23 protein-coding genes are annotated in these 24,711 nt (G+C 67.3%); 10 read left to right on the top strand and 13 right to left on the bottom strand.

The annotated features are described in order from the left end of the window. The first annotated feature begins 49 nt into the window (after positions 1 to 49). Both MKW14_RS07680 and MKW14_RS07675 read left to right on the top strand, forming a co-directional pair. Positions 50 to 1,519 (top strand): DUF445 domain-containing protein, encoded by a 1,470-nt coding sequence (locus MKW14_RS07680; protein ID WP_240860148.1) that lies wholly within the window; start codon positions 50 to 52, stop codon positions 1,517 to 1,519. Positions 1,520 to 1,738: 219 nt separating this feature from the next. Beyond that, complete coding sequence (locus tag MKW14_RS07675) at positions 1,739 to 3,253, top strand: MFS transporter (RefSeq protein ID WP_240860146.1); 1,515 nt, start codon at positions 1,739 to 1,741, stop codon at positions 3,251 to 3,253. Positions 3,254 to 3,429: 176 nt separating this feature from the next. Here the strand turns inward: MKW14_RS07675 and MKW14_RS07670 are convergent, their stop codons facing one another. Together MKW14_RS07670 and MKW14_RS07665 are read right to left on the bottom strand one after the other, a co-directional pair. Further along, positions 3,430 to 4,878, bottom strand: a complete 1,449-nt coding sequence (locus tag MKW14_RS07670) for an alginate lyase family protein (RefSeq protein ID WP_240860145.1) — start codon at positions 4,876 to 4,878, stop codon at positions 3,430 to 3,432. A gap of 52 nt (positions 4,879 to 4,930) precedes the next feature. Then, entirely contained in the window at positions 4,931 to 5,233 is a 303-nt protein-coding gene (locus tag MKW14_RS07665) for a hypothetical protein (protein WP_240860143.1), read from the bottom strand. Between the two features lie 169 nt (positions 5,234 to 5,402). Between MKW14_RS07665 and MKW14_RS07660 the strand changes: the two genes are divergently transcribed. Both MKW14_RS07660 and MKW14_RS07655 read left to right on the top strand, forming a co-directional pair. After that, on the top strand, positions 5,403 to 5,825 hold the full coding sequence (locus MKW14_RS07660) for an Hsp20/alpha crystallin family protein (protein ID WP_240860462.1): 423 nt from the start codon (positions 5,403 to 5,405) through the stop codon (positions 5,823 to 5,825). 134 nt (positions 5,826 to 5,959) lie between these two features. After that, positions 5,960 to 6,409, top strand: coding sequence for a DUF2267 domain-containing protein (locus MKW14_RS07655; protein WP_240860141.1), 450 nt, complete (start codon positions 5,960 to 5,962; stop codon positions 6,407 to 6,409). Positions 6,410 to 6,434: 25 nt separating this feature from the next. Here MKW14_RS07655 and MKW14_RS07650 read toward each other — a convergent pair whose 3' ends face one another. After that, positions 6,435 to 7,250: an alpha/beta fold hydrolase gene (locus tag MKW14_RS07650; RefSeq protein ID WP_240860139.1), complete on the bottom strand. Its 816-nt coding sequence runs from the start codon at positions 7,248 to 7,250 to the stop codon at positions 6,435 to 6,437. A gap of 63 nt (positions 7,251 to 7,313) precedes the next feature. Between MKW14_RS07650 and MKW14_RS07645 the strand changes: the two genes are divergently transcribed. Next, positions 7,314 to 7,745: a MarR family winged helix-turn-helix transcriptional regulator gene (locus MKW14_RS07645; protein ID WP_240860135.1), complete on the top strand. Its 432-nt coding sequence runs from the start codon at positions 7,314 to 7,316 to the stop codon at positions 7,743 to 7,745. Positions 7,746 to 7,812: 67 nt separating this feature from the next. Further along, entirely contained in the window at positions 7,813 to 8,415 is a 603-nt protein-coding gene (locus tag MKW14_RS07640; RefSeq protein WP_240860133.1) for a nitroreductase family protein, read from the top strand. 52 nt (positions 8,416 to 8,467) lie between these two features. Here MKW14_RS07640 and MKW14_RS07635 read toward each other — a convergent pair whose 3' ends face one another. From MKW14_RS07635 to MKW14_RS07615, 5 genes are all read right to left on the bottom strand, one after another. Then, on the bottom strand, positions 8,468 to 9,079 hold the full coding sequence (locus MKW14_RS07635) for a hypothetical protein (protein ID WP_240860130.1): 612 nt from the start codon (positions 9,077 to 9,079) through the stop codon (positions 8,468 to 8,470). A 278-nt stretch (positions 9,080 to 9,357) separates the two neighbouring features. After that, the gene (locus MKW14_RS07630; protein WP_240860127.1) at positions 9,358 to 9,669 is read right to left on the bottom strand and encodes a DUF6247 family protein; all 312 of its coding nucleotides are present in this window, start codon (positions 9,667 to 9,669) and stop codon (positions 9,358 to 9,360) included. A 56-nt stretch (positions 9,670 to 9,725) separates the two neighbouring features. Continuing rightward, a complete protein-coding gene (locus MKW14_RS07625) occupies positions 9,726 to 10,193 on the bottom strand; it encodes a hypothetical protein (protein ID WP_240860124.1) in 468 nt (155 codons plus the stop codon). Positions 10,194 to 10,281: 88 nt separating this feature from the next. Then, the gene (locus MKW14_RS07620) at positions 10,282 to 10,506 is read right to left on the bottom strand and encodes a DUF397 domain-containing protein (protein WP_240860122.1); all 225 of its coding nucleotides are present in this window, start codon (positions 10,504 to 10,506) and stop codon (positions 10,282 to 10,284) included. Between the two features lie 114 nt (positions 10,507 to 10,620). Next, on the bottom strand, positions 10,621 to 11,157 hold the full coding sequence (locus MKW14_RS07615) for a hypothetical protein (RefSeq protein WP_240860120.1): 537 nt from the start codon (positions 11,155 to 11,157) through the stop codon (positions 10,621 to 10,623). A gap of 187 nt (positions 11,158 to 11,344) precedes the next feature. On the opposite strand from MKW14_RS07615, the gene MKW14_RS07610 reads away from it, so the two are divergent. Beyond that, a complete protein-coding gene (locus tag MKW14_RS07610) occupies positions 11,345 to 12,619 on the top strand; it encodes an NsdA family TPR-like regulatory protein (RefSeq protein ID WP_240860117.1) in 1,275 nt (424 codons plus the stop codon). On the opposite strand, the gene MKW14_RS07605 is transcribed toward MKW14_RS07610, so the two are convergent. Beyond that, positions 12,600 to 13,262: an HAD family hydrolase gene (locus MKW14_RS07605; protein ID WP_240860110.1), complete on the bottom strand. Its 663-nt coding sequence runs from the start codon at positions 13,260 to 13,262 to the stop codon at positions 12,600 to 12,602. The two genes, MKW14_RS07610 and MKW14_RS07605, sit on opposite strands and share 20 nt — an antisense overlap. Before the next feature lie 294 nt (positions 13,263 to 13,556). On the opposite strand from MKW14_RS07605, the gene MKW14_RS07600 reads away from it, so the two are divergent. Both MKW14_RS07600 and MKW14_RS07595 read left to right on the top strand, forming a co-directional pair. Then, positions 13,557 to 14,768 carry a DUF262 domain-containing protein gene (locus tag MKW14_RS07600; RefSeq protein WP_240860108.1) on the top strand — a complete coding sequence of 404 codons (1,212 nt, stop codon included), beginning with the start codon at positions 13,557 to 13,559 and terminating at the stop codon, positions 14,766 to 14,768. Positions 14,769 to 14,777: 9 nt separating this feature from the next. Next, positions 14,778 to 15,395: a HEPN domain-containing protein gene (locus tag MKW14_RS07595; protein ID WP_240860106.1), complete on the top strand. Its 618-nt coding sequence runs from the start codon at positions 14,778 to 14,780 to the stop codon at positions 15,393 to 15,395. A 60-nt stretch (positions 15,396 to 15,455) separates the two neighbouring features. Here the strand turns inward: MKW14_RS07595 and MKW14_RS07590 are convergent, their stop codons facing one another. Then, positions 15,456 to 18,596 carry a DEAD/DEAH box helicase gene (locus MKW14_RS07590; protein WP_240860104.1) on the bottom strand — a complete coding sequence of 1,047 codons (3,141 nt, stop codon included), beginning with the start codon at positions 18,594 to 18,596 and terminating at the stop codon, positions 15,456 to 15,458. A gap of 843 nt (positions 18,597 to 19,439) precedes the next feature. Between MKW14_RS07590 and MKW14_RS07585 the strand changes: the two genes are divergently transcribed. After that, positions 19,440 to 20,594, top strand: coding sequence for an HNH endonuclease signature motif containing protein (locus tag MKW14_RS07585; protein WP_240860460.1), 1,155 nt, complete (start codon positions 19,440 to 19,442; stop codon positions 20,592 to 20,594). 37 nt (positions 20,595 to 20,631) lie between these two features. Here the strand turns inward: MKW14_RS07585 and MKW14_RS07580 are convergent, their stop codons facing one another. The 3 genes from MKW14_RS07580 to MKW14_RS07570 all read right to left on the bottom strand — a co-directional run bounded on the left by MKW14_RS07580 (position 20,632) and on the right by MKW14_RS07570 (position 24,535). Then, positions 20,632 to 21,642 (bottom strand): SEC-C metal-binding domain-containing protein, encoded by a 1,011-nt coding sequence (locus MKW14_RS07580; RefSeq protein WP_240860102.1) that lies wholly within the window; start codon positions 21,640 to 21,642, stop codon positions 20,632 to 20,634. 127 nt (positions 21,643 to 21,769) lie between these two features. Continuing rightward, complete coding sequence (locus tag MKW14_RS07575; protein ID WP_240860100.1) at positions 21,770 to 22,918, bottom strand: MFS transporter; 1,149 nt, start codon at positions 22,916 to 22,918, stop codon at positions 21,770 to 21,772. 144 nt (positions 22,919 to 23,062) lie between these two features. Next, positions 23,063 to 24,535: a glycoside hydrolase gene (locus MKW14_RS07570; RefSeq protein ID WP_240860098.1), complete on the bottom strand. Its 1,473-nt coding sequence runs from the start codon at positions 24,533 to 24,535 to the stop codon at positions 23,063 to 23,065. Between the last annotated feature and the right edge of the window lie 176 nt (positions 24,536 to 24,711).

Genomic DNA, 24,711 nt, shown 5'->3' with positions numbered 1-24,711 from the left:
TCGGTCAGGAAGGGACAATGTGTGCAGGGGATCACGAACGGGTGGATGGATGGAACGTGCGAAAGTGGATGAATCGGGGCCGGGTGGTGCGGTGGAGCCGATAGAGCAGACGGAGCGCGGAGAGGACGCTCGGTCGGTCTCGTCCGACGGAACTCGGTCGGTCTCGACCGGCGGTGCTCGGTCGGTCCCGTCCGGCGGTCGGGCCGGTCGCGCCGGTTCCGGTGGTCCCGCCGGTCCTGGTACGGCCGCCCGCGCCATGAACACCTTCACCGCCGCCGACGAGGAGCGGCAGCGCGGGGTGCGCCGGATGAAGCTCACGGCGACCGGGCTGCTGCTGTTCGTGGCCGTGGTGTACGTCCTCGCCAAGTGGGCGGACAACTCCGGCGCCGGTGCGTGGGCCGCGTATGTCGCCGCCGCCTCCGAGGCCGGCATGGTGGGCGCGCTCGCCGACTGGTTCGCGGTCACGGCGCTGTTCCGCCACCCGCTGGGCCTGCCCATCCCGCACACCGCGATCATCCCGACGAAGAAGGACCAGCTGGGGGTCTCCCTGGGTGAGTTCGTCGGCGAGAACTTCCTCTCCGAGGACGTCGTACGGCAACGGTTGCGCGCCGTAGGCATCGGCAGCCGGCTGGGCGCGTGGCTCGCCGACCCCGAGCACGCGGACCGGGTGACCGCGGAACTGTCGGCCGCGCTGCGGGGCGCGCTGACCGTGCTGCGGGACTCGGACGTCCAGGCGGTGGTCGGGGAGGCGATCACGCGGCGGGCCGACGCGCAGGAGATCGCGCCCGGCATCGGGAAGATGCTGGAGAAGGTCGTCGCCGACGGGGGGCACCGGCGGGTCGTCGACCTCGTCGTCACCCGGGCCCACGACTGGCTCGTCTGGCACGACACCGAGATCATGGACGCCGTGCAGGGCGGGGCGCCGGGGTGGACACCGCGGTTCGTCGACAGGAAGGTCGGCGAGCGGGTCTACAAGGAGCTGCTGCGCTTCGTCACCGAGATGCGGGACATGCCGTCGCATCCGGCGCGTGGGGCACTGGACCGGTTCCTGTCCGACTTCGCCTCCGACCTGCAGTCCGACACGGACACGCGGGCGCGGGTCGAGCGGCTGAAGGGGGAGGTGCTGGGGCGGGGCGAGGTGCAGGACCTGATCGCCTCCGCGTGGACGGCCGTACGCTCGATGATCGTCGCCGCGGCCGAGGACGAGCGCAGTGAGCTGCGGCTGCGGGTGCGGGCGTCCCTGCTGTCGCTGGGGGCGCGGATGGCCGTCGATGCCAAGGTGCAGGGGAAGGTCGACGGGTGGGTGGAGGGGGCGGCCGTGTACGTCGTCACCACCTACCGCAAGGAGATCACCTCGCTCATCACGGACACCGTGGCCGGGTGGGACGCCGAGCACACCACGCGGAAGATCGAGGCGCACATCGGGCGGGATCTGCAGTTCATCCGGATCAACGGCACGGTGGTGGGGTCGTTGGCGGGGTTGCTGATCTTCACGTTGTCCCGGGTGGTGGGGGCTTGACGTTGTCTGGGGGTGGTGGGGGCTTGACGTTGTCTGGGGTGGGTGGGGGCTTGACGTCGTCTCGGGTGGGTGGGGGCTTGACGTCGTCCCGGGTGGTGGGGGCGAGGGTGTCCCGGGTGGTGCGGGCTCAGGGGTGGTCGCTGTCGGCGTAAGGCCGGTGACAGCGGGCACTCGCATCGGGTTCCTCTCGACGAAGAGGGAGCACTGAGGAGGGAGCCCATGACCACCGCGCAGGCCGAGACCGGCCGCACCGTGACCACCACTATCCCTGCCCGCCTGGACCGGCTGCCCTGGTCACGCTGGCACTGGACGATCGTCGTCGGTCTCGGGACCGTGTGGATCCTCGACGGCCTGGAGGTCACGGTCGTCGGCAACATCGCGAGCCGTCTGTCGGAGTCCGGGAGCGGGCTGCCGATCACTTCCGGTGAGATCACCGGCGTCGCCGCCGCGCTGTATGTGGCGGGTGCGTGTGTCGGTGCCCTGTTCTGGGGGCGGCTGACGGACAAATGGGGCCGCAAGAAGCTGTTCATGATCACCCTGGCGGTGTATCTCGCGGCGACCGCGCTGACCGCGGTGTCGTTCTCCAGCTGGTGGTTCTTCACGTTCCGTTTCCTGACCGGTTTCGGCATCGGCGGTGAGTACGCGGCGATCAACTCCGCGATCGACGAGCTGATCCCGGCGAACTACCGCGGGCGCGTGGACCTGATCATCAACGGCAGCTTCTGGCTGGGCGCGGTCGGCGGGTCGCTGCTGTCGATCGTCGCGCTGAACACGGATCTGCTGCCCAAGGACGTGGGGTGGCGGCTGACGTTCGCGCTGGGTGCGGTGCTGGCGCTGGTGATCCTTCTCGTACGACGGCATGTTCCGGAGAGTCCGCGGTGGCTGCTGATCCATGGCAGGGACCAGGAGGCCGAGGAGATCGTCACCTCGATCGAGGAACGGGTCGAGACGGAGAAGGGGCGGGCGCTGGACCGGCCCGAGGGCGAGATCACGATCCATCAGCGGCGGAGTGTCTCGTTCGTCGAGATTGCGCGGACGCTGTTCGCGGACTACCGGCGGCGGTCGATCCTGGGGTTCTCGCTGTTCATCGGGCAGGCGTTCCTGTACAACGCGATCACGTTCGGGTTCGGGGCGATCCTGACGACGTTCTTCGACGTGCCGACCGGGGACACGGGGTACTACTTCGCGGTCATCGCGGTGGGCAACTTCTGCGGGCCGCTGCTGCTGGGGAAGCTGTTCGACACGGTCGGGCGGCGGGTGATGATCTCCGGTACGTATCTGCTGTCGGGGCTGTTGCTGTTCGGTACGGCGTGGTTGTTCGACCGGGGGTCGTTGAACGCGACGACGATGACGGCGTGCTGGTGTGTGGTGCTGTTCTTCGCGTCGGCCGGGGCGTCGAGTGCGTACCTGACGGTGTCCGAGGTGTTCCCGATGGAGACGCGGGCGATGTCGATCGCGTTCTTCTACGCGCTGGGTACGGCGGCCGGTGGTATCAGCGGGCCGCTGCTGTTCGCGGACCTCACGGGGACGGGGAAGGTCGGCGACACGGTGCTGGCGTTCCAGATCGGCGCGGCGTTGATGTGCGCGGCGGGGCTGGTGGCGGCGTTCCTGGCGGTGCGGGCGGAGCGGCGGTCCCTGGAGGACATCGCGAAGCCGCTCACCGCGGCGGCGGCGTCGGCGGTCTCGTCACGGACGCGGTCCCGGCGCGAGCAGCCGGGGACGGCGACGGCGTAGGCGCAGGCGCGGGTGGTTGGCGTGGTTGCCATGCCTGCGGCGCAACCACGCCTGCGCGTTCGCGACACCCCCGCCACCCCGCGGGGCGTGCCGCGGGGTGGCGGCACGGGTGGGCGCGGGCGGTGCCCCGTTGCGCCGGGTTGCGTCACACCGCCCGTGCACTGTGGCTCGCGGTTCTATTCGGCGCCGTCGCGTCGGATCCTGTCCCGGCGGCGCAGGAAGAGCAGGCCGCCGGCGATCGCCGTGACTCCCGCCGCCGCCGTCCAACCGATCACGTCCCCCGACCCCGTGGCCGCAAGGTCGTTGGGCGAGGCGGGGGTGCTCTTGGCTGTGGCCGACGTCGACGGTGATGGTGTCGTGGCCGCCGCCGCGGCCGGGGTCGGTGATGCCGTAGGGCTCGTTGAGCGGTCCCGGGTGTATGCCAGGGTGCCGAAGCCCAGTTGGTCGTACCCCCCGCTGTTGGGGCCGTAGTCGCCGCCCCCGCCCTCGGGGGCCGTCTTCGCGGCGATCTGGGTGAGGTACGTCGCCGACATACCCCGCCGCTTCGTGTAGTGGTTCGCGATCATCGCCCAGATGGGCCGCCGCATGTTCGGGTCGACGCCCGCCGCCGCCGTGGCCGTCTCCGTGCCGGACCAGCCGCCGATCGCCCCCTTGCGCCGGGTGTTCGCGGTGTACGACACCTGTCCGCCCAGGCTCCACTTCGCCACGTACTGCGCGCCCTTGAGGAACCGGCTGTCGTCGTAGCCGTACAGGTCGATGCCCTGGTTCCACGCCATCTCGCAGATCGTGCCCATGAGCCCGACCCCGAGGAGGGCGTGGCCCTGGTCACGGCCCGCCTCGAGCCATTCGCCGAGCCCGTTGTCGTACACGACGGGGATCGCGTGTCTGATCGAGCCGAGTCCGTCGCCGTGCTTGAAGTAGTCGACGGCGCGGGCGACTTGGGCCCTGTCGTCGCAGAAGATGCCGGTGGCCAGGACGCAGGCCATGGCGGTGAGGTCCCAGTTGGTCCAGTAGTTCGTGACGACCGCGTTGTTGTGGTGGAGAAGGAAGTCCTCGCTGAGCGCTGCGAAGACCTTGGTGAGCATGTGCTGGAAGCGGCCGAGGTCGAAGTCGGCGTGGTCGCGGACCAGTTCGGCCGCGTTGGCGAACTGGTAGCCGTAGAGGCCCGCGGCGAGGAAGCGGTCGGCCGAGCCCTGGAGTGAAGTGAGCTTCGAGGACCAGGCGTTGAGGATCGCCACCGCCGTGTCGGCGTGCGCGCTGTCGCCGCTCACGTGGTAGCGCAGGGCGTTCTGGTAGGCGGCGTGGATGTCGTTGTAGAGGATGGTGTAGTTCTGCGGGGAGCCCGCGCCCCGGTACACCGTCGCCTGCGGGTTCGCGCTCCAGCCGCTCTGCGCGTGCCGGTTGGCGGTCAGCTTCGCGTACCCGGCGGTGTAGGGCGCCGCCCCGGCCTTGACCTTCGCCGCCATACGGGCCAGGTCCGCGCCGGTGTGGAGGAGCCCGGGGTGCGCGTAGCCGGCGGCCGCGGAGGCGGGGGCGGCGGTGGCCGTGGCGATACCGGCCGCCCCGGCCGCGGCGCCGGTGGCCTTCAGCAGGGTGCGGCGGCTGATCTCTCGTGTCGCGTGCATGCCTCGGAGACGGGCGCACGCGAAACCGATAACGAAAACTCCGCCCGCGCCTCTACCGCTGCCGGTCCGCCACCGCCCACGACGCCAGTGCCACGGCACCCGCCACGCCGAACACCGCCGGCCACGCGCCCACCTTCTTCGCCAGCGGATGCGATCCCGCGAACCCGGCGACGTACGCGGCGGTCAGTGCCCCCGCCGCCTTCCTGCCCGCCCGTTGCCGCCACTGCTGCGCCGCCGCGGCACCGGCGAGGGCCAGTACGGCCCCGCCCAGCTGCCGCTTCTTCGTCCAGCGGGCCACCCCGTACCCGCCTACCAGCCCGCCCGCCGCGACCACCGCGCTGGGAACCCCGGCCATGTCTGCCTCCTGCCGCTTTGACTGATACGCCCCCCGAGATCCCTGAGGCTAACCCCCACCTGGGCCGGCTCTCGTACCTGAGTCGAGGCTTGTCAAGTTTCCTCCTTCGAGCTATATAAGAAGCCGTAGGGCATCGCACCTCAGCCCCGTAAGAGAGGAGTGACCCGTGATGCTCATGCGTACCGACCCGTTCCGCGAATTCGACCGACTCGCGCAGCAGGTCCTCGGCTCCAACGCCCGCCCCGTCGCGATGCCGATGGACGCCTATCGGTCCGGTGACGACTTCATCGTCCACTTCGACCTCCCCGGCATCGACCCCGAGACGATCGAGCTGGACGTCGAGCGCAACGTCCTCAACGTCCGCGCCGAGCGTCGCAGCCCCGCCCCCGAGAGCGCCGAGCTGATCGTCGCCGAGCGGCCCACGGGCTCCTTCACCCGTCAGCTCTTCCTCGGCGAGACCCTCGACACGGACCGCATCGACGCCTCGTACGAAGCCGGCGTGCTCACCCTGCGCATCCCCGTGGCCGAACAGGCCAAGCCGCGCCGCATCCAGATCTCGGGCGGTCGCGACCACAAGCAGATCGGCAAGTAATCCGGCAGTAGTCGGCAGTAACCAGCAGTAATCGGCAGTAACCGGTTCAGCCGTCGCGTCCCGCAGTCCGTGCCACACCGGCCGTCTGCGGGACGCGGCTACGACCCCGCGCGCACTGGAGGAGAAGCCCGCCCATGACCGTGACGACGGCGCCCAGCACGATCGAGGCCCAGCGGACCGACACCGCATGGAGCGAACTGATCGACAAGGTACGGGACCTGGGCCAGTACCCGACCCGAACGGAGGCGGAACGGGTCACCCGGATCGTCCTGTCCGCCCTCGGCGGCCACGTCGTCGGCGACGAGCGCGTCGACCTCGCCCGCGCCCTGCCCGAAGCGGCGGCCCGGCTGATCGCCGCCCAGATCCCGGCCACCCGCCCCCTGACCGCCCAGGAGTTCGTCGACTCGGTGGCGGCCCGCGTCGAGGGCGCCACCCCGGCCACGGCCCGCTGGGACGTCAGCTCGGTCCTGTCGGTCCTGCCGAAGTTCGCCGGCGACGACCTGGTGGACCGCGTCCTGCGACAACTCCCGCCCGGTTACGCGTTGTTGTTCGGCCGGGCGGAACTGACCCATCACATCAACTGACCCCATCGACGGATCCTCGGCGTCGTCAGACAGCCGCCGCCGTCCGTCGCAAATGGGCGTCGATCAGGTCGAACGTCGCCTTCGGCTGCTCAAGCTGGGGGAGGTGGCCGGCCTTGGGGACGATCTCCAGGCGGGCGTCGGCGAAGGCGGCCGCGTAGGCGGCGCCGTAGGCCGGGGTGACGATCCGGTCGCTCTCGCCCCAGACGAGCAGCGCGGGCTGCCGGACCCGGGCCAGGCGCCGCAGCAGCTTGGGGTCGTGCATGTAGGGGGCGCCGGCGAGGGCACGCATGGTCGCCATGTTGGCCTGGCGGGTGGTGAGTTGGTCGGCGGGGAGCTGGGCCGGGTCGATGTAGTAGCGGTCCGGGTCGTGCCAGGAGAGGTCGGCGGCGGCGCGGGGGTCGAGGGCGAAGTAGTCGGCGATCGGTTCGTCCTCGACGTACACGCCCACCGCGTCGATCAGTACCAGTCCGGTGATACGGCGCGCGGTGTCCCGTACGGCCATCTCGGCGGCGATCCACCCGCCGAGGGAGGAGCCGACGACCAGCACGTCCTCCAGTCCGCGGTCCTCCAGCAGGTGCAGGTAGAGGAGCGCGAGGTCGTCGACACCGGTGCACCAGTCGGGGCGGGGGGTGCCGTCCCAGCCCGGGTGTACGGGGGTGAGGGTGTGGGCGGCGGCCTCGGACAGGTGCCGGGCGATGGGGGCGACGGTCAGCGGGCCTCCGCCGCCGTGGAGGATCAGGACGGGGCGGACGCCGGTTCCGAGGGCGGGGCCTGCTTCGGCGATGGTGAGGATCGCGGTGTCTGAGGTGGCCGTGTCTGAGGTGCTGGTCTCTGAGGTCATGCCGACGAGTGTAACTAAGGATCCTTATATAAGGAAGCTTAGTTTCTGGAGTAGGCTTGCCCCATGAACGTTGACCTGCAACTCCTCGGCCAGACGATCAAGCAGGCCCAGTACCGCCAACACCGCTCACTGGACACCGCGTTGACGGCGGTCGGTACGACCCTGGCGCAATGGGACGCGTTGCGCGCCGTCAGCCGTACGCCGGGTGCCTCGGCACGTGAGCTGGCCGCGACGACGTTCCAGACCGAGCAGGCCTTCGGGGGCCTCGTCGGGCGCCTGGCGTCCCAGGGCCTGGTCGACCGCCGCCCCGGCCACGGCCGCCGTATCGAACATCACCTGACGGCAGAGGGGGAGCGCGTACTCGCGGCCGGACACGAGGTGGCGGACCGAGTGCTGGCGGAGTGCTTCGAGGGGTTGGGGGAGGGCGAGCGGGCCGCGCTGCTGGGGCTGCTCCGGCGCCTGAACGGCGACGGGGGTGAGCCGTCCGAAGGCTGACCGGAAGGAGCCGCATCGGACCGGCGGCCGCCGTTTCCGCTCCCGGCGGCTGTGGCAGGCAATCCCCATGGAGTTCTCCGAGGTCGTACGTCGCCGCCGCATGATCCGCCACTACTCCGACAAGCCCCTGCCCCCGGACGTCATCGAACGCGTCCTCGCCTCCGCCCTCCGCGCCCCCTCCGCCGGCTTCTCCCAGGGCTGGGCCTTCCTCGCCCTGACCGACCCGGCCGACCGCGCCCGCTTCTGGCCGCACGTCCCGACCCGCGTCGAGAAGACCCCCACCATGCAGAACGCCCCGCTGGTCGTCGTCCCCCTCGCCCACAAGGCCGCCTACCTCGAACGCTACGCCGAGCCCGACAAGGGCTGGCAGGACCGCGCAGAGGCCCGCTGGCCGGCCCCGTACTGGTACATCGACACCGGCATGGCAGCCCTCCTCATGCTCCTGACCGCCGTCGACGAGGGCCTGGGCGCCTGCTTCTTCGGCATCATGCCCGAGCATCTGACCCCGTTCCGGAAGGAGTTCGGGGTCCCGGAGGAGTACGACCCCATCGGGGGCATCACGGTGGGCTACCGCGCGGCTGACGTCCCGGCGCAGAGCGGCCGGGTTGTGGAGCGGCGGAGGGGGGTGGGGGAGGTGGTGCATCGGGGGCGGTGGGGGAGGCATGCGTAGTGCGGCGGGTTGTCGATTGTCAGGGCGATGCGCCCCGTCGGTGTCGTTGCGGTCAATGACCTGATGCCGAACTCCACGCGCTGGTCCCCGCCAGGAAACAGGCGATCGTGTAGCTGCCCAGCGCAGGCAGCAGGAGCGCTGCAAGCATGACCCACACGCCGAAGAACAAATGCACAGAACCGGGAACGGACGAGTGCGGCTCCAAGCCCAGGCGGCTGCGGGCGTGCCTGGTCACTTTCACCGATGCGTCGAACGGTTGGGCATCCGCCCTCATGACGGCGCGGCGTATGGCGCGCTCCGCCCGTGTGTCATGGCCGATCGTCAAGCGAAGCCCGTGCCGGTCCTTCAGGCGCAACTCATCGATTGTGACGCCGTATCGGCCCATCGCAGCGAATCGTCGGACACTGGCCAGAGCGTCCAGCTCGATCGTGCGGACGCCGGTGATCGTGCGGGCAGAGACGAGTTGTCGCCCCTCGACGGTGGAGACGTGCGGCGTGACCGCATCTCCGAGCCAGATCAGGTACGTCAGCACGCCGGCGACGAATCCGGCCGCCGTGGCGATTCCGGTGTCCGTCCCCTTCAACACATGGGTTCGGATGAGTCCCGCGTCCGCGAGGACGACTGTCGCCCACACCGCGCCCACGATCCCCAGCCCGAGCCGCACGCGGCGACGGGCGGACCGAGGCTCCACCGGGGACGGCGGCTGCCTTCGCCGGGTACGACGCACTTGCCGGTCGAGCCGACGACGTTGCACTGCGAGAGACGCCCTGTTCTTGCCCCACGAAGATCCCTGCCCCCACATGGCCGCAGGTTAAGCCCGCAGCAGACGGGAAACCAGCATTCGGCGCCGCGCACGGCAGGGCTCTCATGTCGGTAGCGGTGCTGGAGCTGAGCGATGTCGGCGGGGTTGAGGAGGGCCGGCCTGCCTTTCCTTGCGGCGGCCTAGGCTTCCCCCTGCTTCAGGCGTGCCGCGAGGTCGACGCCCTCCTCCACAGCGATGTCGAATTCGGGGTCCTGGTAGAGGCGAATCCTGCCCCGGTAGTCGACGATCACCGCGACGACAGCGTCGAGGTCCGTGTCCGAGGACGCCTCCAACGCATGCTGCAGATCTGCTTCGAAGGCCTCCCGGCCGCCCGGGAAGCCAAGCCCCGACCGAAGCGCGGCTCGAAGATCACCGATGGTCTCCAGCGGCGCCGCAGACCTGGGTGCCGCTGCGGGCTGTGCGCTCTCGGTCTGGGTGATCGTGTTGGTCATCCGGCTGTGTGCCCTTCGGGCACGCGATCTCTTCCGTCGCTCGGCGCGCGCTTTGACTACTGGACCGGACAACCCAGTTCGGGCCTCGAACGGTTTGGAGAGCAGGTCACCACCGCCAGAGACAGAAACGACGGCCGTTCGAGATAGAAGCCCAGCGTTACGTCGCCACCCCATGCGAGCCTTTCGAAAGCGGAGTTGAGACATGCGGCCATACGTCCGACATCGCGAGCCTCCTCGAAGGCGAACCGGTGCGTGTACTCGGCCAACCGTTCCCCGAGCCAACCGACGGCTTCCTTGGGATGGTCCCAGGTACCGCGCACCAACGAACCCGGCTTGACGAGCCAGTAGGCCGGTTCCAGCGGCGGGAGATCGATGGTCGGGAACCCGGCTGCCACCTCGCGGTAGCGCTGAACGAGCTCCGGCTTGCTGCCGACCCCGGGGGGATCGGGATGCGGTGGACGCCGTAGCCCCTCCTCGTCGAAGCGCTCCTTCGGGCCTGCCCAGAGATAGCCGTGATGGTGCACCAGTCACCCCTGTCCGGTGTGGAGGGTGTCGGGGGGACCGGTCCCGGTGCCACGCCGGGACCGGAACCGGTTGCAAGGAGACCGTCGCTCAGACGGACACCCCGAACTTCGCCGGATCGATGCCGGCCGCGTCCAACTCCTCCGTCGTGAACCGCAACGGCTCGGCATCCGGCCGCTTGCTGTCGCCCAGGGCCCAGGCGTTCTCACCAATTCGGGCGAGGGTCACGCACCCTTCGGTGCAGGGGCCGCCGCACGCCTTCACGAAGGAGACGCTGGTGATGTCGAGCTCGTACAGACTGGTTCCGTCCAGCATTGCTGCACCTTCCTGGCGATCTGTCGCGGCCGTGCCTGACCGCCGCCGCCCATCCGGGCGGGAGTTCGTGGATGCCGCGCGCAGGAGACAGGCCGCACGGCACGGAGCGTGGGCTCAGACGGCACGCGGCGCGCGGACGTACATGGGTTGCTGTCGTGGCGAGGGCTCAGCCTGCTCTTCGCATCGCGACCGCCCGGCCTTGATCAGATCGACGATGTCCCGAGGCGCGCACAGGTCACCCTCGTAGCGCGGCGGGATGACCCAGTAGGTGCCGGGAGGCTGCTGTCGGTCGAGTCGCGGCACGCCCAGGTAGGTGCCGGTGCCGATACAGGTCGCGACCTCGGCATACGCCCAGACGAGCCCGGCGTGCGGCTGGATCAGGGCATAGTACGTGCCCCCGGAAACGCGGCGATCGTAGATGATCGAGCCGCCGAGCAACCGCCCCAGAGCCACTGCCACTTCATCACGCTCGCTTGACGAAACGGCTGCGTGAACCACGACGGACGGCATGCGCACCGCGGCGAACCGCTGTCCGAGCGGCAGCAGTGCGACGCCCTGCGTCGTCCACTCGGCCCACGCCCGCTCAGGTACCGGATGTGCTCCAACGAGCCATTCGGCAATCGCCCTGTCCAACGCTTGCTGTGTCCACACGGGCCGCCCCTGTCGTCTCGTGGTCGGGTAGGACACACAGCGTCCCCCTTCAAGCCCGCCCCTTCTAGGACTTCTAGCGGCCTCTGAAAGGACTTGTAGAGGGCCTATTTAACGTCTCAGGAGTGGTACGTTGCTCAAGAGCGGGCGTAGTGTGGGACCCTCGAAGTAGCCATCCCGGAGGTGTCCCGTGCCTCGCCCGACAGGCAACGTCCGACTCAAGGCCGCCCGTGTGGCCGCGGGCTACAACTCGCAGCAGGACTTGGCGGACGCACTCACCAAGAGCGCACAGCAGATGGGTATAAGAGGGCTGTCTGTTGGAGCACGGCAGGTCAGGCGCTGGGAGTCGGACAATCCTCCTTGGCCCCAGCCGGACTGCCAGCGGGTGCTCGTACATCTCCTCGGCCAGAACATGGAGGCGCTCGGATTCACGCCCCCGTGGGGCACCGACGGCCCGAAGCCCGACCAGACGCGGCGCAGCCTGATCGCTGGCGGATCCGTCACCCTGGGACTGACAGTGGCCTCCGGTCGGGCGCTCGCTGTGTCCCAACCCTCCACAGCGGGTGCGGATTTCGAGGCCGTGACCCGTTCCCACCGTCGGCTTTACTGGTCCGTGGCACCGACCAAGTTGCACCCCGCTGTCGTCGCACACGCGACATTGGGCTGCGCGCTGCTCCCGGAGACGACGGGCTCCACTCGCTTGACGATCGCGGCGGCGTTGGCGGAGACCTACCTGTTGGCGGGGCGCATCGAGTTCTTCGACCTGCGTGAACCGAGCACGGCGAGCAACACGCTCCTCCTGGCTCTGCAGGCAGCCGGTGAGGCCGACGACTCCCTCCTCGGCGCGGGGGTCATCGCCCACATGGCCTTTCTGCCCGGCTGGGTCGGTGACCGCGAAGCGGCCCTGGAACGAATGATCGCAGCACGCACGTACGCGCGCCGCGCACCCGCGTCGGCGGAGTTCCTCGCATGGTTGGACGCCGTCGAGGCCGAGTGTGAGACCCGATGCGGCAACACCCGGACCGCACTGAACTTGATCGGGCACGCCGAAGACGTCCTCTGTTCCGGCAATGAGCATTCCTCGCCAGAATGGATGGACTGGTTTTCTCCCGCACGTCTGGCCGCGTTCAAGGGAAACACGCAGTTGATCGCGGGGCACCTCCCGCAGGCACGCGAGAGCCTGTTGGGCGCACTTGAGGCAATGGCGCCGGGCGAGGACAAACAGCGCACTGTCGTGTACGGCGATCTGGCCGCCGTCGAGGCCGCGTCAGGAAACCCGGAGCAGGCCTGCGAGTACGCCGGCCAGGCGCTCGATCAACTGGCCGTCACTTGGTACGCCACCGGTATGGACCGCGTACGAGAAGTCCGTCGCGCGCTCGTCCCTTATCAGCACGAGCGTTGCGTCCGTGACCTGGACGATCGCCTGTACGACTGGTCGACGACCCTCAGTGTGCTGAGTCGTTGAACTCGCGGACGAGCTCCGGTAGTTCGAGCAGACTCCGCACTCGCAAGGTCGGCAGCTCCGTCGCCTCGGAGCTGTTCCACTGGATGGTCGCCCAAGGCCCGCGGCGCACGAGCGCGGTGTGCATACCGGCCTCCCGTGCCGGTCGGATGTCGTTGTCGCATCGATCGCCGACATAGAGGATCTCGTCGGTGTCGAAGGGCACGGCGTCGGCGACCCGCTTGAAGAACTCGGGATCGGGCTTACTGGCCCCCCAGTCGTCGGACGTGCCGATCAGGTCGACGTCATCGGAGAACAACGTCCGGAGAATCTGCCCGGCTCGTACGGTCTGGTTGCCTGCGATCCCGAGCCACAGCCCGTTGGCGCGAAGTGCCGCGAGAGCCGGGCGGACGTCAGCATAGAGATCCGCTTCCCCGAACGACTCTGGCTGTCCCGCCGCCGCCCTCTTCTCCCGCTCCTCGTAGAGGTCGAACCCCGGGCGGAACTCCTGGAAGGTCTCCCTGTAGTCCCGCCCCTGCGCGATGACGGCCCCGAACATCGCGTGGAAGGTGTGCCGCGGGATCCCCAACCAGTCGGCCCAGGTGCCGTACTCCCGAGTCTCGTCCACGAGGCATTCACCGACGTCGAAGACCACTGCGCGAATCATGGGGGCAGGGTATCGGGCAGGGCGTTGGACGTCGTTGTGGCCGGCGGTGCGAACCTGAGCCGGGCTGGGGCGTTGGTTTTCCTGATCGATCGAAGGACGACAGCGGCTGTGCTGACCCTGCGTCCAGCCCGTGGTGTCAGGGACTCCCTGTGCACACTGCCCCGATCTCTACGGAACACCAACTGCGATCAAGATCTCGCTGACCGTACCCATCAGCGAACTAATCTGCGAAACTAGGTGAGTTGAGGGAGGCTTGAAGCCCCTTGGACCGTCGTGTGAGAGGTGCTGAGCAACGTGGCGAGCAATGACGTGCCCGACTGGGACGACGTGGATGGTGAAGAAGAGGACACCACAGCGTCGGTAACCTCTGAGGAGGTTACGCGGGCCGTTGTTACGGATACGGACTGGACAGCCGAAACAATCCTTAGCCAATTGCGGCGAGGTAATATCCAGCTCAACCCGCGGTTTCAGCGCCGAGATGCATGGAACAAGCCGAGAAAGAGTCGGTTCATCGAATCGCTGATCCTCGGCTTGCCGATTCCCCAGATTGTTTTGGCGGAAGATAAGAACCGGCGCGGAAAGTTCATTGTACTGGATGGAAAGCAGCGACTTCTGGCTCTCCGGCAGTTCGCGGCGGGCTCATCCTTTGCGGCATCAGCAGAGGAGGAGGATTTCAAAGGGTTCTCGCTCACGGGCCTCGAAGTTCGTGACGATTTGCGGCTCGCCACGTTGCGAAAAATGGAGAGCGATGACAGTTATGTTGACGATCTAAACTCGCTCCTAAATGAGACAATTCGAACCGTTGTAGTGCGCCGTTGGCCCAATGAAGATTTCCTCAACCTGGTCTTCCTGCGACTCAATACAGGGAGCGTCAAGCTTTCACCCCAAGAGCTTCGTCAGGCTCTACATCCGGGCCCTTTCACGGATTTCCTTGACGACTGTGCGTCCGAAAGTGAATGGTTGCGAGCGGCTTTGCGGATTGACAAGCCAGACTTTCGAATGCGCGACGTGGAAGTTTTGTTGCGATATTTCGGATTCCAGTTCACCCTGGATGAATATACCGGCAACCTAAAGAAGTTTCTTGACGATACCGTAAATCTCCTGAATGCACAATGGGAGAAGGAAGAAGTTCGCATTAAGCAGGTGGGGGGAAACTGCAATCGGGCTATCGAGGCAACGTTCAAGGTTTTTGGTGATAACGCCTTTTATCGTTGGGCGGGCGGTAAGTATGAGGGGCGCTTTAATCGGGCTGTTTTCGATGTGATGACTTACTATTTCTCGGAAGAGGGTGTTCGAGTCAAAGCCCTCTCTCGCGCGGCAGAGGTCGAACGTGCTTTCCGTGAACTCTGCGACACCAATCAACGGTTTGTCGAGTCGATCCAGACAACAACGAAGACTCCACTAGCTACTCATCGCCGCCTGTCTCTTTGGGGCGAAGCTCTCAGTGAAGCAGTGGAGACGCAATTGCGCGTACCTGAACTGCGCGACAATCGCCTCGTTCCTTAGGGGAATCAAATGGTTTCTTCACGATTCGAAGAGCTGGAGAGGCGAATCGGGGAACTTCGACGAAATTTCCTGCCGCAGGAGTTTGACCCCACAGGCGATTATAACGACCTTGTCTACGAGCAGACGCGCGCCTTTAGAGTCCTTGCGCATGCAGAGTTTGAGTCCTTTATTGAAGACCGTGTGATTGAAGTGGTTGATCAGGCCGTTTCTGGTTGGAAGGTAAGTGGCTCAATCGCTGTTAGTCTGTTAGCCGTCGTAGCGTACAGGGAATCTCCTGCGGCTATACCTGAGTCACTAAGTGACGCAGCAGCCAGACCAGCGAAATATCCGACCCTGGAAGCGCGCATAGAGAGTGCTCAGGCTGATATGCATCGCTATGCTCGAAAACAGAACCATGGAATAAAGGAGAAGAATCTCCTTCGCTTGCTCCTGCCAATCGGCCTGCAAGATACGGATATTGACTCTGGTTGGCTTAGTGCGACCGAAACTTGGGCGACGGCTCGTGGTGACGCAGCCCACAAAGGCGCAAAAATGCAAGTCAAGCCTGATCCGCAGAATGAGCTCAAGACGGTGAATGTGGTGTTGGATGGTTTTCGCGACCTCGATGTCCTAATGGAAAACAAATAGCCGGTCTGAAAGTCGTGAGTGAGGGCACATGCATTATGGTGACTCTGTAGCGGAGATAGATTAACTGGCAGCGATGGTCGAGTAGGTCCACACATCCGCCGGAAGTTCGTGATGCAACTCCCATGTGATGGCCATCGGCTTGCTGCCCGTGTGCTTCACATAGGTCGCCGGCCCCAGGAAAATCCAGGGTTCGGACTTGCCGATTGCGTTGGATTTGTAGCGACGCAGGAACAGCAGGACATGGCTGCCCTGCTCGACGTGGTGTTGGTAGCGCAGGCCCGTCCTGGACGTGGCGGGGGTGGTGCTCTGCGACTCCCAGTGGAAGCGGGTGGGGCTGATCGCATAGTCCTTGTAACGGACGCTGGGAGAGAAGTCCCGCTCGTTCTTTTCCAAGGTGATCAGCAACGCGTCTGTGTTGATCTCCTCCACCCAGGTCACCCCCTGTGCGAACACTCCGGGCATCTGTCCGCCCAATCGGGCTACCCCGAGCGCTGATAGAACCTCAGAGCGGTTGTACGCGCTGTGGATCTTCAGCGGGAGGTGCCCGAGCGGCCCGTCCAGGCGGAGAGGATAGTGATCGGTGCGGTCGAGGACGTATGTCAGGACCTGGCGTAGCTCGTCACGGACCAAGTGCTGGGCGCGAAGGGACGCGAGGCCCTCGCGGTAGCTGGAGAATCCGCCCGCTTTGTCCCACAGGTTGAAGAAGAGCATGCGGGCGTATGCCTGCTCGGTCGGGGAGAGGGAGTCGTAGTCGGGTGCGTCTTCTGCGAGGAGGCGCAGGTAGGAATCTGCTCGATCCCGGTCATCCACATGTAGGAAGGCGTGGACTCGCTTTAGGAGGTCCTCCTCGCCTGGCAACGGGGCCTCCTTGATGAGGCCCGCCTTACGCAGGACCTTGGTCCAAGAGTTGTCGCTCTTGTAGAGCTCCTTGATGTCGCGCCTGCTCTCGCGCAGGTAGGTGTCCAGTTTGGGCGTGCTGTAGTCCCTGACCTCTTTCGCCAGCGTGTTGATGGTGGCGTTGAGCTGAGTTCGGATGTTGTCGAGGACCAAGTCCTTGGACTTGCCCTCCAAGATGATCTGGCAGCCGGAGGGAAGCTGCGGGAAGTCCCGCTTGATGCTGTCGACCAGACGGTTGCGGGACAGGTTCGTTAGGGCTCGGAACTGCTCCTCGAAGCGGAACTCCGCCCGGTGTTGACCGATGAAGTCCAGCACCGTCAGCACGGGTTTGTTCCATGTACGTCGCAGGCCGCGTCCCAGTTGCTGGAGGAATACGGTCGCGCTGTTCGTCGGGCGAAGGAGCAGCAGAGTGTCGACGTCGGGGATGTCCAGGCCCTCGTTGAACAGGTCGACGGAGAAGATGACTTGGATCTTGCCATTCTTGAGGTCGTCCAGTGCCTGAACGCGCTCCGAGGAGGAAGAGTCGCTGTCGAGGGCTGCCGCCCGGAGCCCGGCCTTGTTGAATTGCTTCGCCATGAAGTGGGCGTGCTTCTTGGTTACACAGAAACCCAGGGCTTGCATGGCGGCAGGATGGGAGATCTTGTCCTTGACCTGCTTCAGAACGATGAGAGCCTGTCCGTCATCGGCCGTGTAGACGTTCTCGAGTTCGTCTCGGTCGTAGTTGCCCGAGCGCCACTTCAACCGGGTCAAATCCGTGCCATCGGGGATTCCGAAGTAGTGGAAGGGGCACAACAGGTCAGCTTCCAGGGCTTCCCACAGCCGCATTTCCGCGGCGATGCGGCCCTTGAAGAACTCGTCCTGCACATTGAGCCCGTCCATCCTCTCCGGGGTTGCGGTGAGGGCGAGCAGTTCCGCCGGCTTGAAGTGCTGGAGTACCCGACGGTAGGTGCTAGCCGTGGCGTGGTGGAACTCGTCGATGACGATGACGTCGAAGTGGTCGGGAGCGAGCTGCTCCAGCCTTTGGAGGTTGAGGGACTGGACGCTGGCGAAGACGTGGCTCCAGTCGCGGGGTTCCTGGCCGTTGTGGAGGAGTTCGCCGAACGAAGCGTCGGCGAGCACCTCTTGGTAGGTACGCAGTGACTGTTTCAGGATCTCCTTACGGTGCGCGACGAACAGGAGCCGAGGAAGCTCCCCGCCACGCCGGTCGTGCTGGCTGCGGTAGTCCAGGGCGGCCATGACGGTCTTACCCGTGCCGGTGGCCGCGACCAGAAGGTTCTCGTGATGGCCGCGGATCTCGCGTTCGACGCGGAGGCGTTCCAGCATGTCTCGTTGGTGCGGGAACGGTTGCACCTCGAGGCCGGATAGGTTGATCTTGAAGTCGTCGCCTGGTCCCTTGCCTCCCGCCCGGGCAAGCGCTTCGGTGAGGCGCTCCCCGTCCTCGTCGGGGTCGTACGACTCGAAGGCCGGGTCATTCCAATAGGCGTCGAACGTCGCCTCAAACTTGTCGAGCACTCTCGGCGTGGCGACAGAAGACAGGCGTACGTTCCACTCCAGACCGTCGAGGAGCGCGGCCTTGGACAGGTTGGAACTGCCGACATAGGCCGTGTTGAAGCCGGTCTCGCGGCGGAACAGCCAGGCTTTTGCGTGCAGACGAGTCGATCGGATCTCGTAGTTGACCTTCACCTGGGCGTCGAACTCGCGGACCAGACGATCCAAGGCGTTTCTGTCGGTGGCCCCGATGTACGTGGTCGTGATGATCCGGATCGGAACCTGACGCTTCTTGGCCGCGCGGAGTGAGTCTTCAAGTACCCGTATCCCATGCCATTTCACGAATGCGCACAGCAGGTCGATGTGATCGGCCGTTGCCAACTCCGCCCGCAGCTCGGCTCCCAGGTTGGGGTCGTCTGGGGCGTTGGTGATCAGCGCGGTCTCGGAGAGGGGAGTAAGGGGACGGACCGCATAGACGCCGGGGGCCTCCTGTTCGGCGAGGGCGAGCAGCTGACGCGGGCCTTCGGCGATGGCGTCCGTCTCGCCATCGTCGTCGGGCACAGTTGCGGCCAACGACTCCATGATCTGGTTGGCGACGGCGACCTGCCTCTTGTGCGGCAGTTGAGCGAGTCGCCGTCCCACGGCCTCGCCGATGTGCCGCGCCAGTACGTGCGGGGTGGACTCTGCGCTGACCTCAGCGTCGATGGCCTTCCACCCGGCAGCTTCGAGTCTCTCGATCCTGTCCAGTAGATCCTGCGTGATGAGCTTTTCGTAGACGCCCACGACGGGTTGGGCCAGGTCCCCGGGTTCGGCCACGACTGCTCCTGATCCCTCGTTTGATCTCTCGACTCGGTATGGATCAGTTCTAACAGCAGGTACTGACAATCGGAGCGTTTCTGCTTGAAAAGTGATCGTCGCAGGCCAGCGGACTTGGAAGCTGCCGTGAGCTAGAGGGAGAACTTCCAAGCCTCGCCTGATGGGTGTGGCCGTAGGCCGCCCGCTTCTTTATCAGTGTCGTGATTCCGCGGCCCGCCTCAAGGGCGCTCCCTGCGGTCGCGTCGCCTTTGGCGATCGGCCTGCGGCCGACCCTTGACCCGGGCCGCGGAATCACGGGGGAGAAGCGAGCGGGCGGCCTGGGGAAAGCGGGGGCCAGGTGGGGATAGGTGCGGTGGGTTGGCCTGTTGGTCGGGGTTGGGGCGCGGTCGCTGGGTGGGGGCACGCCGGTCTGGCTCGGCGGCTTGCCCTGGGGTGGGGGCGGTGGTCGGGGCGGGGGGCGGTGCCGGTGGGCGTGTGTTCGGTTTGTTGGGGTTCGCGCATTCTTGGGGTGGCATCGACCTGGTGTTGTCACTCTGTGTGACGGATAATGGGGTGTGGGTAGCCCGGGTGGGATCGGGGCCAGGGGTGTTCGTGGAGGGGTTCGGGAGAGGGGGGTTCGTGGCTGAGGTTGGGGTGGGTGGGGCTGGTTCTGGGGGCTTCCCCGGTGGTCTGCCTCGTGGGGAACTTTTGCTCTGCGGGCCTCTGGATGACTGGGTCGCGTCGCTGCGGGAGCTTGTCCCCTCCGCTGATAGCGCTGGGTTGCTCGATGGGCTTGATGTTGGGCAGCTGTCGGCTCGGGGGCGGATTGATGCGTTGGTGGTGTTGGAGCGGCACTTGGCGTGGGTGCAGGCCAAGCAGGTTGAGGTGTTGGCCGCCATCGGCGCGCTCGCCGAGGTTCCGGAGGGGAAGGTTCCGGAGGCCGGGGGCGATCTGAGCGATGTCTTCGCCGTCTCATGGGACGGGGCCGTGGAAGAGGTCGCTTGTGCGCTGGGGCTTGCTCATCAGACTGCGGCGCAGCGATTGAGGATCGCCGGCTTGTTGGCAGGGCGGCATGAGGCCACCGTCGGGTTGCTGCGGAGTGGGGAGATCTCCTATATGCAGGCGCATGTCGTCGCCGAGCAGTTGGAGGTGGTCGACGACGACGCGGCCGGGCGGGTCGAGGCTGTCATGGTCGGCAAGATGCCTGGGCTGCCTGTCGGGCGGACTCGGGCTGCTCTGCGGCGGGAGGTTCTGCGGGCCGATCCCGAGGGGGCCGAGCTGCGGCATCGGCGGGGGGTGCGGGAGCGGAGGGTGGAGCACTATCCGCGGGAGGACGGGATGGCCTTGTTCGGGGCCGTCCTGCCCGCGCAGCAGACCGTGTTGATGGAGCAGGCCGTGGACCGGCGTGCTGGGAGCTATGCCGACGACGGGCGGTCCATCGATCAGAAGCGGGCCGATGCCTTGTTTGATCTGGTGGTCAATCAGCCTGGGGCGGTGGACGGTTCGGGGGGTGGGCGTTCGGGGGTTGTGGTGCAGGTGACCGTTCCCCTTGATGTGTTGGTGGGGGCCGGGGATGGGCCCGGGGAGTTGAAGGGGTACGGGCCGATCGGCGGATCGCAGGCGCGGGAGCTCGCCTTTGCTCCGGGCACTGTGTGGCGGCGGTTGATCACAGAGCCTGAGACCGGGCTGCTCGTGAAGACCGATCCGACCAGCTATCGGCCGACCGCCGAGACGGCCAGGCATGTCATTGCCCGGGATCAGTACTGCGCCTTTCCCAGCTGCCGGATGCCTGCACACCGTTGCGATCTGGACCATGTCCGGCCGTTCGATCATCGGCATCCGGAGAGGGGCGGACAGACGGTGCCGGAGAATCTGCAGCCCCTGTGCCGACGGCATCATCGGCTCAAGACCCATCATCCGGGGTGGAAGGTGCGGAGGGATCCGCACGGCGGTGTTGCGGAGTGGACCGCGCCGACCGGGCACAGATACACCAACGCCCCGCCCGTCTATCGCGAGTGACGAGAGCGATGACCGAGCGGGGGCGTTGGGGTGGGCGTCATGCTCCGTGGCAGGTTTCGTACGGCTGTCCCGAACCGCACCAACAAGCCGCCCCCCGCTGCGGCGGCCACTCCACAGCCCGGCCCCGGGCCGCCAGGGTCGTTGCGTACTGGGGGAGGAGTTCGGGGTCTGACGGGGACGTGGCCTCGGAGGCTGCGAAGGCCTCGTAGGAGGGGACCGTTCCTGTGACGATGCCGAGGTTCGGGGTGCCGGAGGTGGAGAGTTCCCTCAGGGACGCCTCTATCGTCGTCAGGTGCTCCTCGTGGGAGGGGTACTCCGTGGTCAGGGTCGGGTACGCGTCCAGGAGTTCCGCCAGTTCGTCCTTGGGCCAGTGCAGGACCGCCACCGGGAACGGGCGGGACAGGGCCTCGCGGTAGGTGCCCAGTTCGGCGCGCAGGCGGGAGATCTCCGCCTCCAGTTCCGCCGGGTTGTCCGAGCCGAGGGACCAGACGCGTTTCGGGTCGTGGAGTTCGTCCAGGGAGACCGAGGAGGAGTGGAGGGTGTCGGCCAGGCGGTCCCAGTCGTCGTGGGGGACGCCGAGCATACGGCGGACCCGGTGGCGGCCGAACAACAGAGGGTGTGTGGAGTACGGGGGCTCCGGTACGTCGGTCAGGAGCAGGCGCGCTCCCTCCGTGAACGTCTCCTGGGCCGCCTCCAGCTCGTCGTGGGCCTCCAGGGCCTCCGCGACGATCACCCAGGGGGCCGGGTCGCGGGGGGCCGCCGCGCGGACGCCGGTGATGATGGCGCGGGCCTCGGCCTCGTGGCCGTACTCCCAGAGGTTGGAGGCCTTCAGGGCCCGTACCAGATACGGGTTCTCCAGACCGGTCCGGGAGGAGAGCAGGCGGTCGTAGAGCGCGGTCGCGGCGGGGCGGTCGCCGGCGAGTTCCAGGTGGGCCGCGGCCTGCAGGAGCAGGGCTTCGGCGTCCTCGGGGTACAGGCCGGCGGTCCGCTCTAGGCGTGCCGCTTCGGCGGTGTGGTCGACGTTCTCGGCGGGCGTGTCGGGGCGCATGGACGACACCGTACTGCCGATGGCCTACGGAGGCGGAGAGGGGCGGGGAGGAGGCGGGGGAGGGAGACGGTGAGATGTGCGCAGGTCGGTCCGGGAGAAGGGGGGCGGGGGCGGGGGCGGGGGTGGGTCACTTCGTTCTCGCCTGGGGGAGCGACGGCTCGCCGGGTGCGTCGGTGTGGGTGGTCTCTCGGGTGGTCGTCGTGCGGGTCGCGTACGTCATCACCGCCACCGCCGTGAGGACGATCGCGGCGCCCACGTAGAGGGGGGCGCGGTAGCCGAGGCCCGCGCTGATCGCGAGGCCGCCGAGCCAGGCGCCGAGGGCGTTGCCGATGTTGGAGGCGGAGACGTTGGCGCCGGCGGCCAGGGGGACGCCGTGGGCCTGGTCGGTGACGCGGGTGATCATGCCGGGGACCGGGGCGAAGCCGAAGACGCCGAGGAGGAAGACCAGGGTGACGGCGGCCGGCTTGCTGTCGGCCAGGAGGCCGAAGGCCGTGAGGGTCGCGGTCAGGGCGGTCAGGCTGACGATGAGGGTGCGGTCGCGGTTGCGGTCGGCGCCGCGGCCGCCGGCCATGTTGCCGGCGACCAGTCCGGCGCCGTAGACCACGAGCAGCCAGGGGATGTCGGTGTCGGCGAAGCCGGTGACCTCGGTGAAGGTGTACGTGAGGTAGCTGAACGCGCCGAACATGCCGCCGTAGCCGAGGGCGGTGGCGGTCAGGGTCAGCCAGACCTGGGTCGAGCGGAAGGCGCGGAGGTCCGTGCGGAGGCCCGTTCTGGTGGGCGGGATCGTGCCCGCGGCGGCGGGGACCAGGACGGTTATGGCGGTCAGGGCCAGCAGGCCTGTCCCTGTGATCGCCCAGAAGGTCGCGCGCCAGCCCCAGCGTTCGCCGATCAGGGCGCCGAAGGGGACGCCGAGGACGTTCGCGACGGTCAGGCCGGCGAACATCACCGCGACGGCTCGGGAGGCCCGCTCGGGTGGGACCATGCGGCGGGCCACCAGGGAGCCGATGCCGAAGAACGTGCCGTGGCAGAGGGCGGCCACCACGCGGCCCAGGAGCATCACCGGGTAGTCCGGGGCCACGGCGCAGAGCAGGTTGCCGGCGACGAACAGGGCCACCAGGCCGATCAGGACCGCCTTGCGGTGGAGGCCGGCGGTGAGGGCGGTGAGCGCGATCGCGCCGACGGCCACCGCGAGGGCGTATCCGGAGATCAGCTGGCCCGCGGTGGCCTCGGACACACCGAGGTCGCGGCCGACCTGGGGGAGCAGGCCGGCGATCACGAACTCGGTCAGGCCGATGCCGAAGCCGCCCAGCGCGAGCGCGGCGAGACCGGGGCCGGCTCCGGTGGCGGGTCCGGTCCCGGGACGCGGTCCGGGGCGGGGACCCGGACCGCGTCCCGCGCGGCGGGAAGTGGGCCTTCCCAGTCAGATCACCACCCCGTCTATCTGCAGGGTCTGCACCGCCTTCGCCGCGAAGGGGACGGCGACCGTCTTTCCGCTCAGGTAGGTGTCGGAGTACGACTTGTAGAGGTCGCCGCCCGTCGTCACCGTGTTCCAACGCGGCACCAGACCACCCGAACCGCCGCTCACCGTCGTGAAGTTGGAGAGGTTGAAGGTCAGGGTCTGGGCGGAGGTCGAGGTGTTGAGGGCGACGATCACCAGGCGTCTGGCGGAGGAGTCGTAGGCGGCCACCGCGTTGCTCACGCCCGTGTCGAGGATCTTCATGCCGGGGCGGATGTGCCGGCTGAACTGGGCCATCGTGTAGTACTTCGTCTGCACCGCGCCCGCCTGCAGGGTGTTCGCGTCGTACGCGATCATCGCCCAGTTGGTGGACGGGTCCATGACCTGCCAGTAGACCCAGGCGGTGGGGTGCAGCCAGCGGAAGTCGTAGAGGAGGTTGAAGGCGAGGGTGTAGCCGGTGCCGTCGTTGTCGCCGGTCTCGGAGTTCCACAGGGCCTTGCCCGCCGTGGTGACCACGTCCGTGTAGAGCAGGTCGCGGCGGCCGCCGGAGCCCTGGTAGCCATGGACGTTGACGCGGTCCACGTACCCCTTCGTGGTGGAGCTGAAGGAGTTCCAGGTGGTGCGGGCGAGGTCGTAACTCGTCTCGTCGGACGCGGAGATTTTGGTGCCGGTCAGGCCCCGCTTGTCCAACTCGCTGCGCAGGTACGGCAGTACGGCGGACTGGACGGTCGAGTCGATGTGGCAGCCCTCCTGCGTGCCGGTCGCCGTCCACCAGCTGGAGCTGGGCTCGTTGAAGGCCTCGACGGTCGCGAAGTTCACGCCCCAGTTGTTCTTGGCGTAGAGGGCGACCGCGGCGAGGTGGGAGGCGTGCTGGCGATAGTTCCAGGACTGGAGGTTGTTGCCGCCGTCGGAGGCGCCGGACGGGTTGTGGTTCAGACACATCCACCACATGGGGGAGTTGGCGAACAGCTCGGTGGTCGCGCCGCGGGCCACCGCCTTCGTCAGCATCGCGCGCTGGGTGGCGTCCGCGGTCCACTTCCAGGCGGAGGAGGTGGGGTCCTCGTTGTTCCAGTCCTGCCAGTAGCCCTCGATCTGCTTGAAGGCGGGGATGTTGGGGGAGGCGACCATGGTCGTGCCGCCGACGCTGTTCCAGCTGCTGGCGCCCAGGTTGTAGCGGGCGATGTTCAGGCCGAGGCCGGGGAGCGAAGTGCCGTTGTACATCGTCGACTTGGTGGTGAAGAAGATGTCGGCGAAGTCGTCCCGGCCGCCGAAGACGTTCGCCCACCAGGCCAGCGAGGTGCCCCAGCCCTCCCAGGTGCCGTACGACGTTCCCGGGCTGACGCTGATCGTGGCGTCCGCGCGTGCGGTGCCGGTCGCGAGGGCGCTGCCGAGGAGGGTGCCGCCGGCTGCGGCCAGCAGGGTTCTGCGTCTGATCATGGCTGCTACTCCGCTTCGCTCACGGGCCTGGGCGCACCGGTCCCTGAACCGGTCGGCGGGGCCCGGCGTGTGGCCTGTCCCGTTGGTGCCAGCACGAAGCATCAGGTGTGACCGGTGGGGTTGTCGAGAGCTACGCCAGCCCTTTCTAAAACCAATGTACGAAGTACCGAACAGTG

It is taken from the genome of Streptomyces gilvus (assembly GCF_022513565.1).
GTDB classification, from domain to species: domain Bacteria; phylum Actinomycetota; class Actinomycetes; order Streptomycetales; family Streptomycetaceae; genus Streptomyces; species Streptomyces gilvus.
The sequence above is the reverse complement of the archived record's forward strand: the minus strand, read 5'-3'. Positions and strand labels throughout refer to the sequence as shown.

Coding starts and splice junctions, on each gene's coding strand:
- MKW14_RS07680 (WP_240860148.1), top strand. CDS start 50: ATGGAACGTGCGAAAGTGGATGAATCGGGGCCGGGTGGTGCGGTGGAG.
- MKW14_RS07570 (WP_240860098.1), bottom strand. CDS start 24,535: ATGATCAGACGCAGAACCCTGCTGGCCGCAGCCGGCGGCACCCTCCTC.
- MKW14_RS07605 (WP_240860110.1), bottom strand. CDS start 13,262: ATGATTCGCGCAGTGGTCTTCGACGTCGGTGAATGCCTCGTGGACGAG.
- MKW14_RS07640 (WP_240860133.1), top strand. CDS start 7,813: ATGGAGTTCTCCGAGGTCGTACGTCGCCGCCGCATGATCCGCCACTAC.
- MKW14_RS07650 (WP_240860139.1), bottom strand. CDS start 7,250: ATGACCTCAGAGACCAGCACCTCAGACACGGCCACCTCAGACACCGCG.
- MKW14_RS07655 (WP_240860141.1), top strand. CDS start 5,960: ATGACCGTGACGACGGCGCCCAGCACGATCGAGGCCCAGCGGACCGAC.
- MKW14_RS07620 (WP_240860122.1), bottom strand. CDS start 10,506: ATGCTGGACGGAACCAGTCTGTACGAGCTCGACATCACCAGCGTCTCC.
- MKW14_RS07675 (WP_240860146.1), top strand. CDS start 1,739: ATGACCACCGCGCAGGCCGAGACCGGCCGCACCGTGACCACCACTATC.
- MKW14_RS07645 (WP_240860135.1), top strand. CDS start 7,314: ATGAACGTTGACCTGCAACTCCTCGGCCAGACGATCAAGCAGGCCCAG.
- MKW14_RS07630 (WP_240860127.1), bottom strand. CDS start 9,669: ATGACCAACACGATCACCCAGACCGAGAGCGCACAGCCCGCAGCGGCA.
- MKW14_RS07670 (WP_240860145.1), bottom strand. CDS start 4,878: ATGCACGCGACACGAGAGATCAGCCGCCGCACCCTGCTGAAGGCCACC.
- MKW14_RS07595 (WP_240860106.1), top strand. CDS start 14,778: ATGGTTTCTTCACGATTCGAAGAGCTGGAGAGGCGAATCGGGGAACTT.
- MKW14_RS07580 (WP_240860102.1), bottom strand. CDS start 21,642: ATGCGCCCCGACACGCCCGCCGAGAACGTCGACCACACCGCCGAAGCG.
- MKW14_RS07665 (WP_240860143.1), bottom strand. CDS start 5,233: ATGGCCGGGGTTCCCAGCGCGGTGGTCGCGGCGGGCGGGCTGGTAGGC.
- MKW14_RS07660 (WP_240860462.1), top strand. CDS start 5,403: ATGCTCATGCGTACCGACCCGTTCCGCGAATTCGACCGACTCGCGCAG.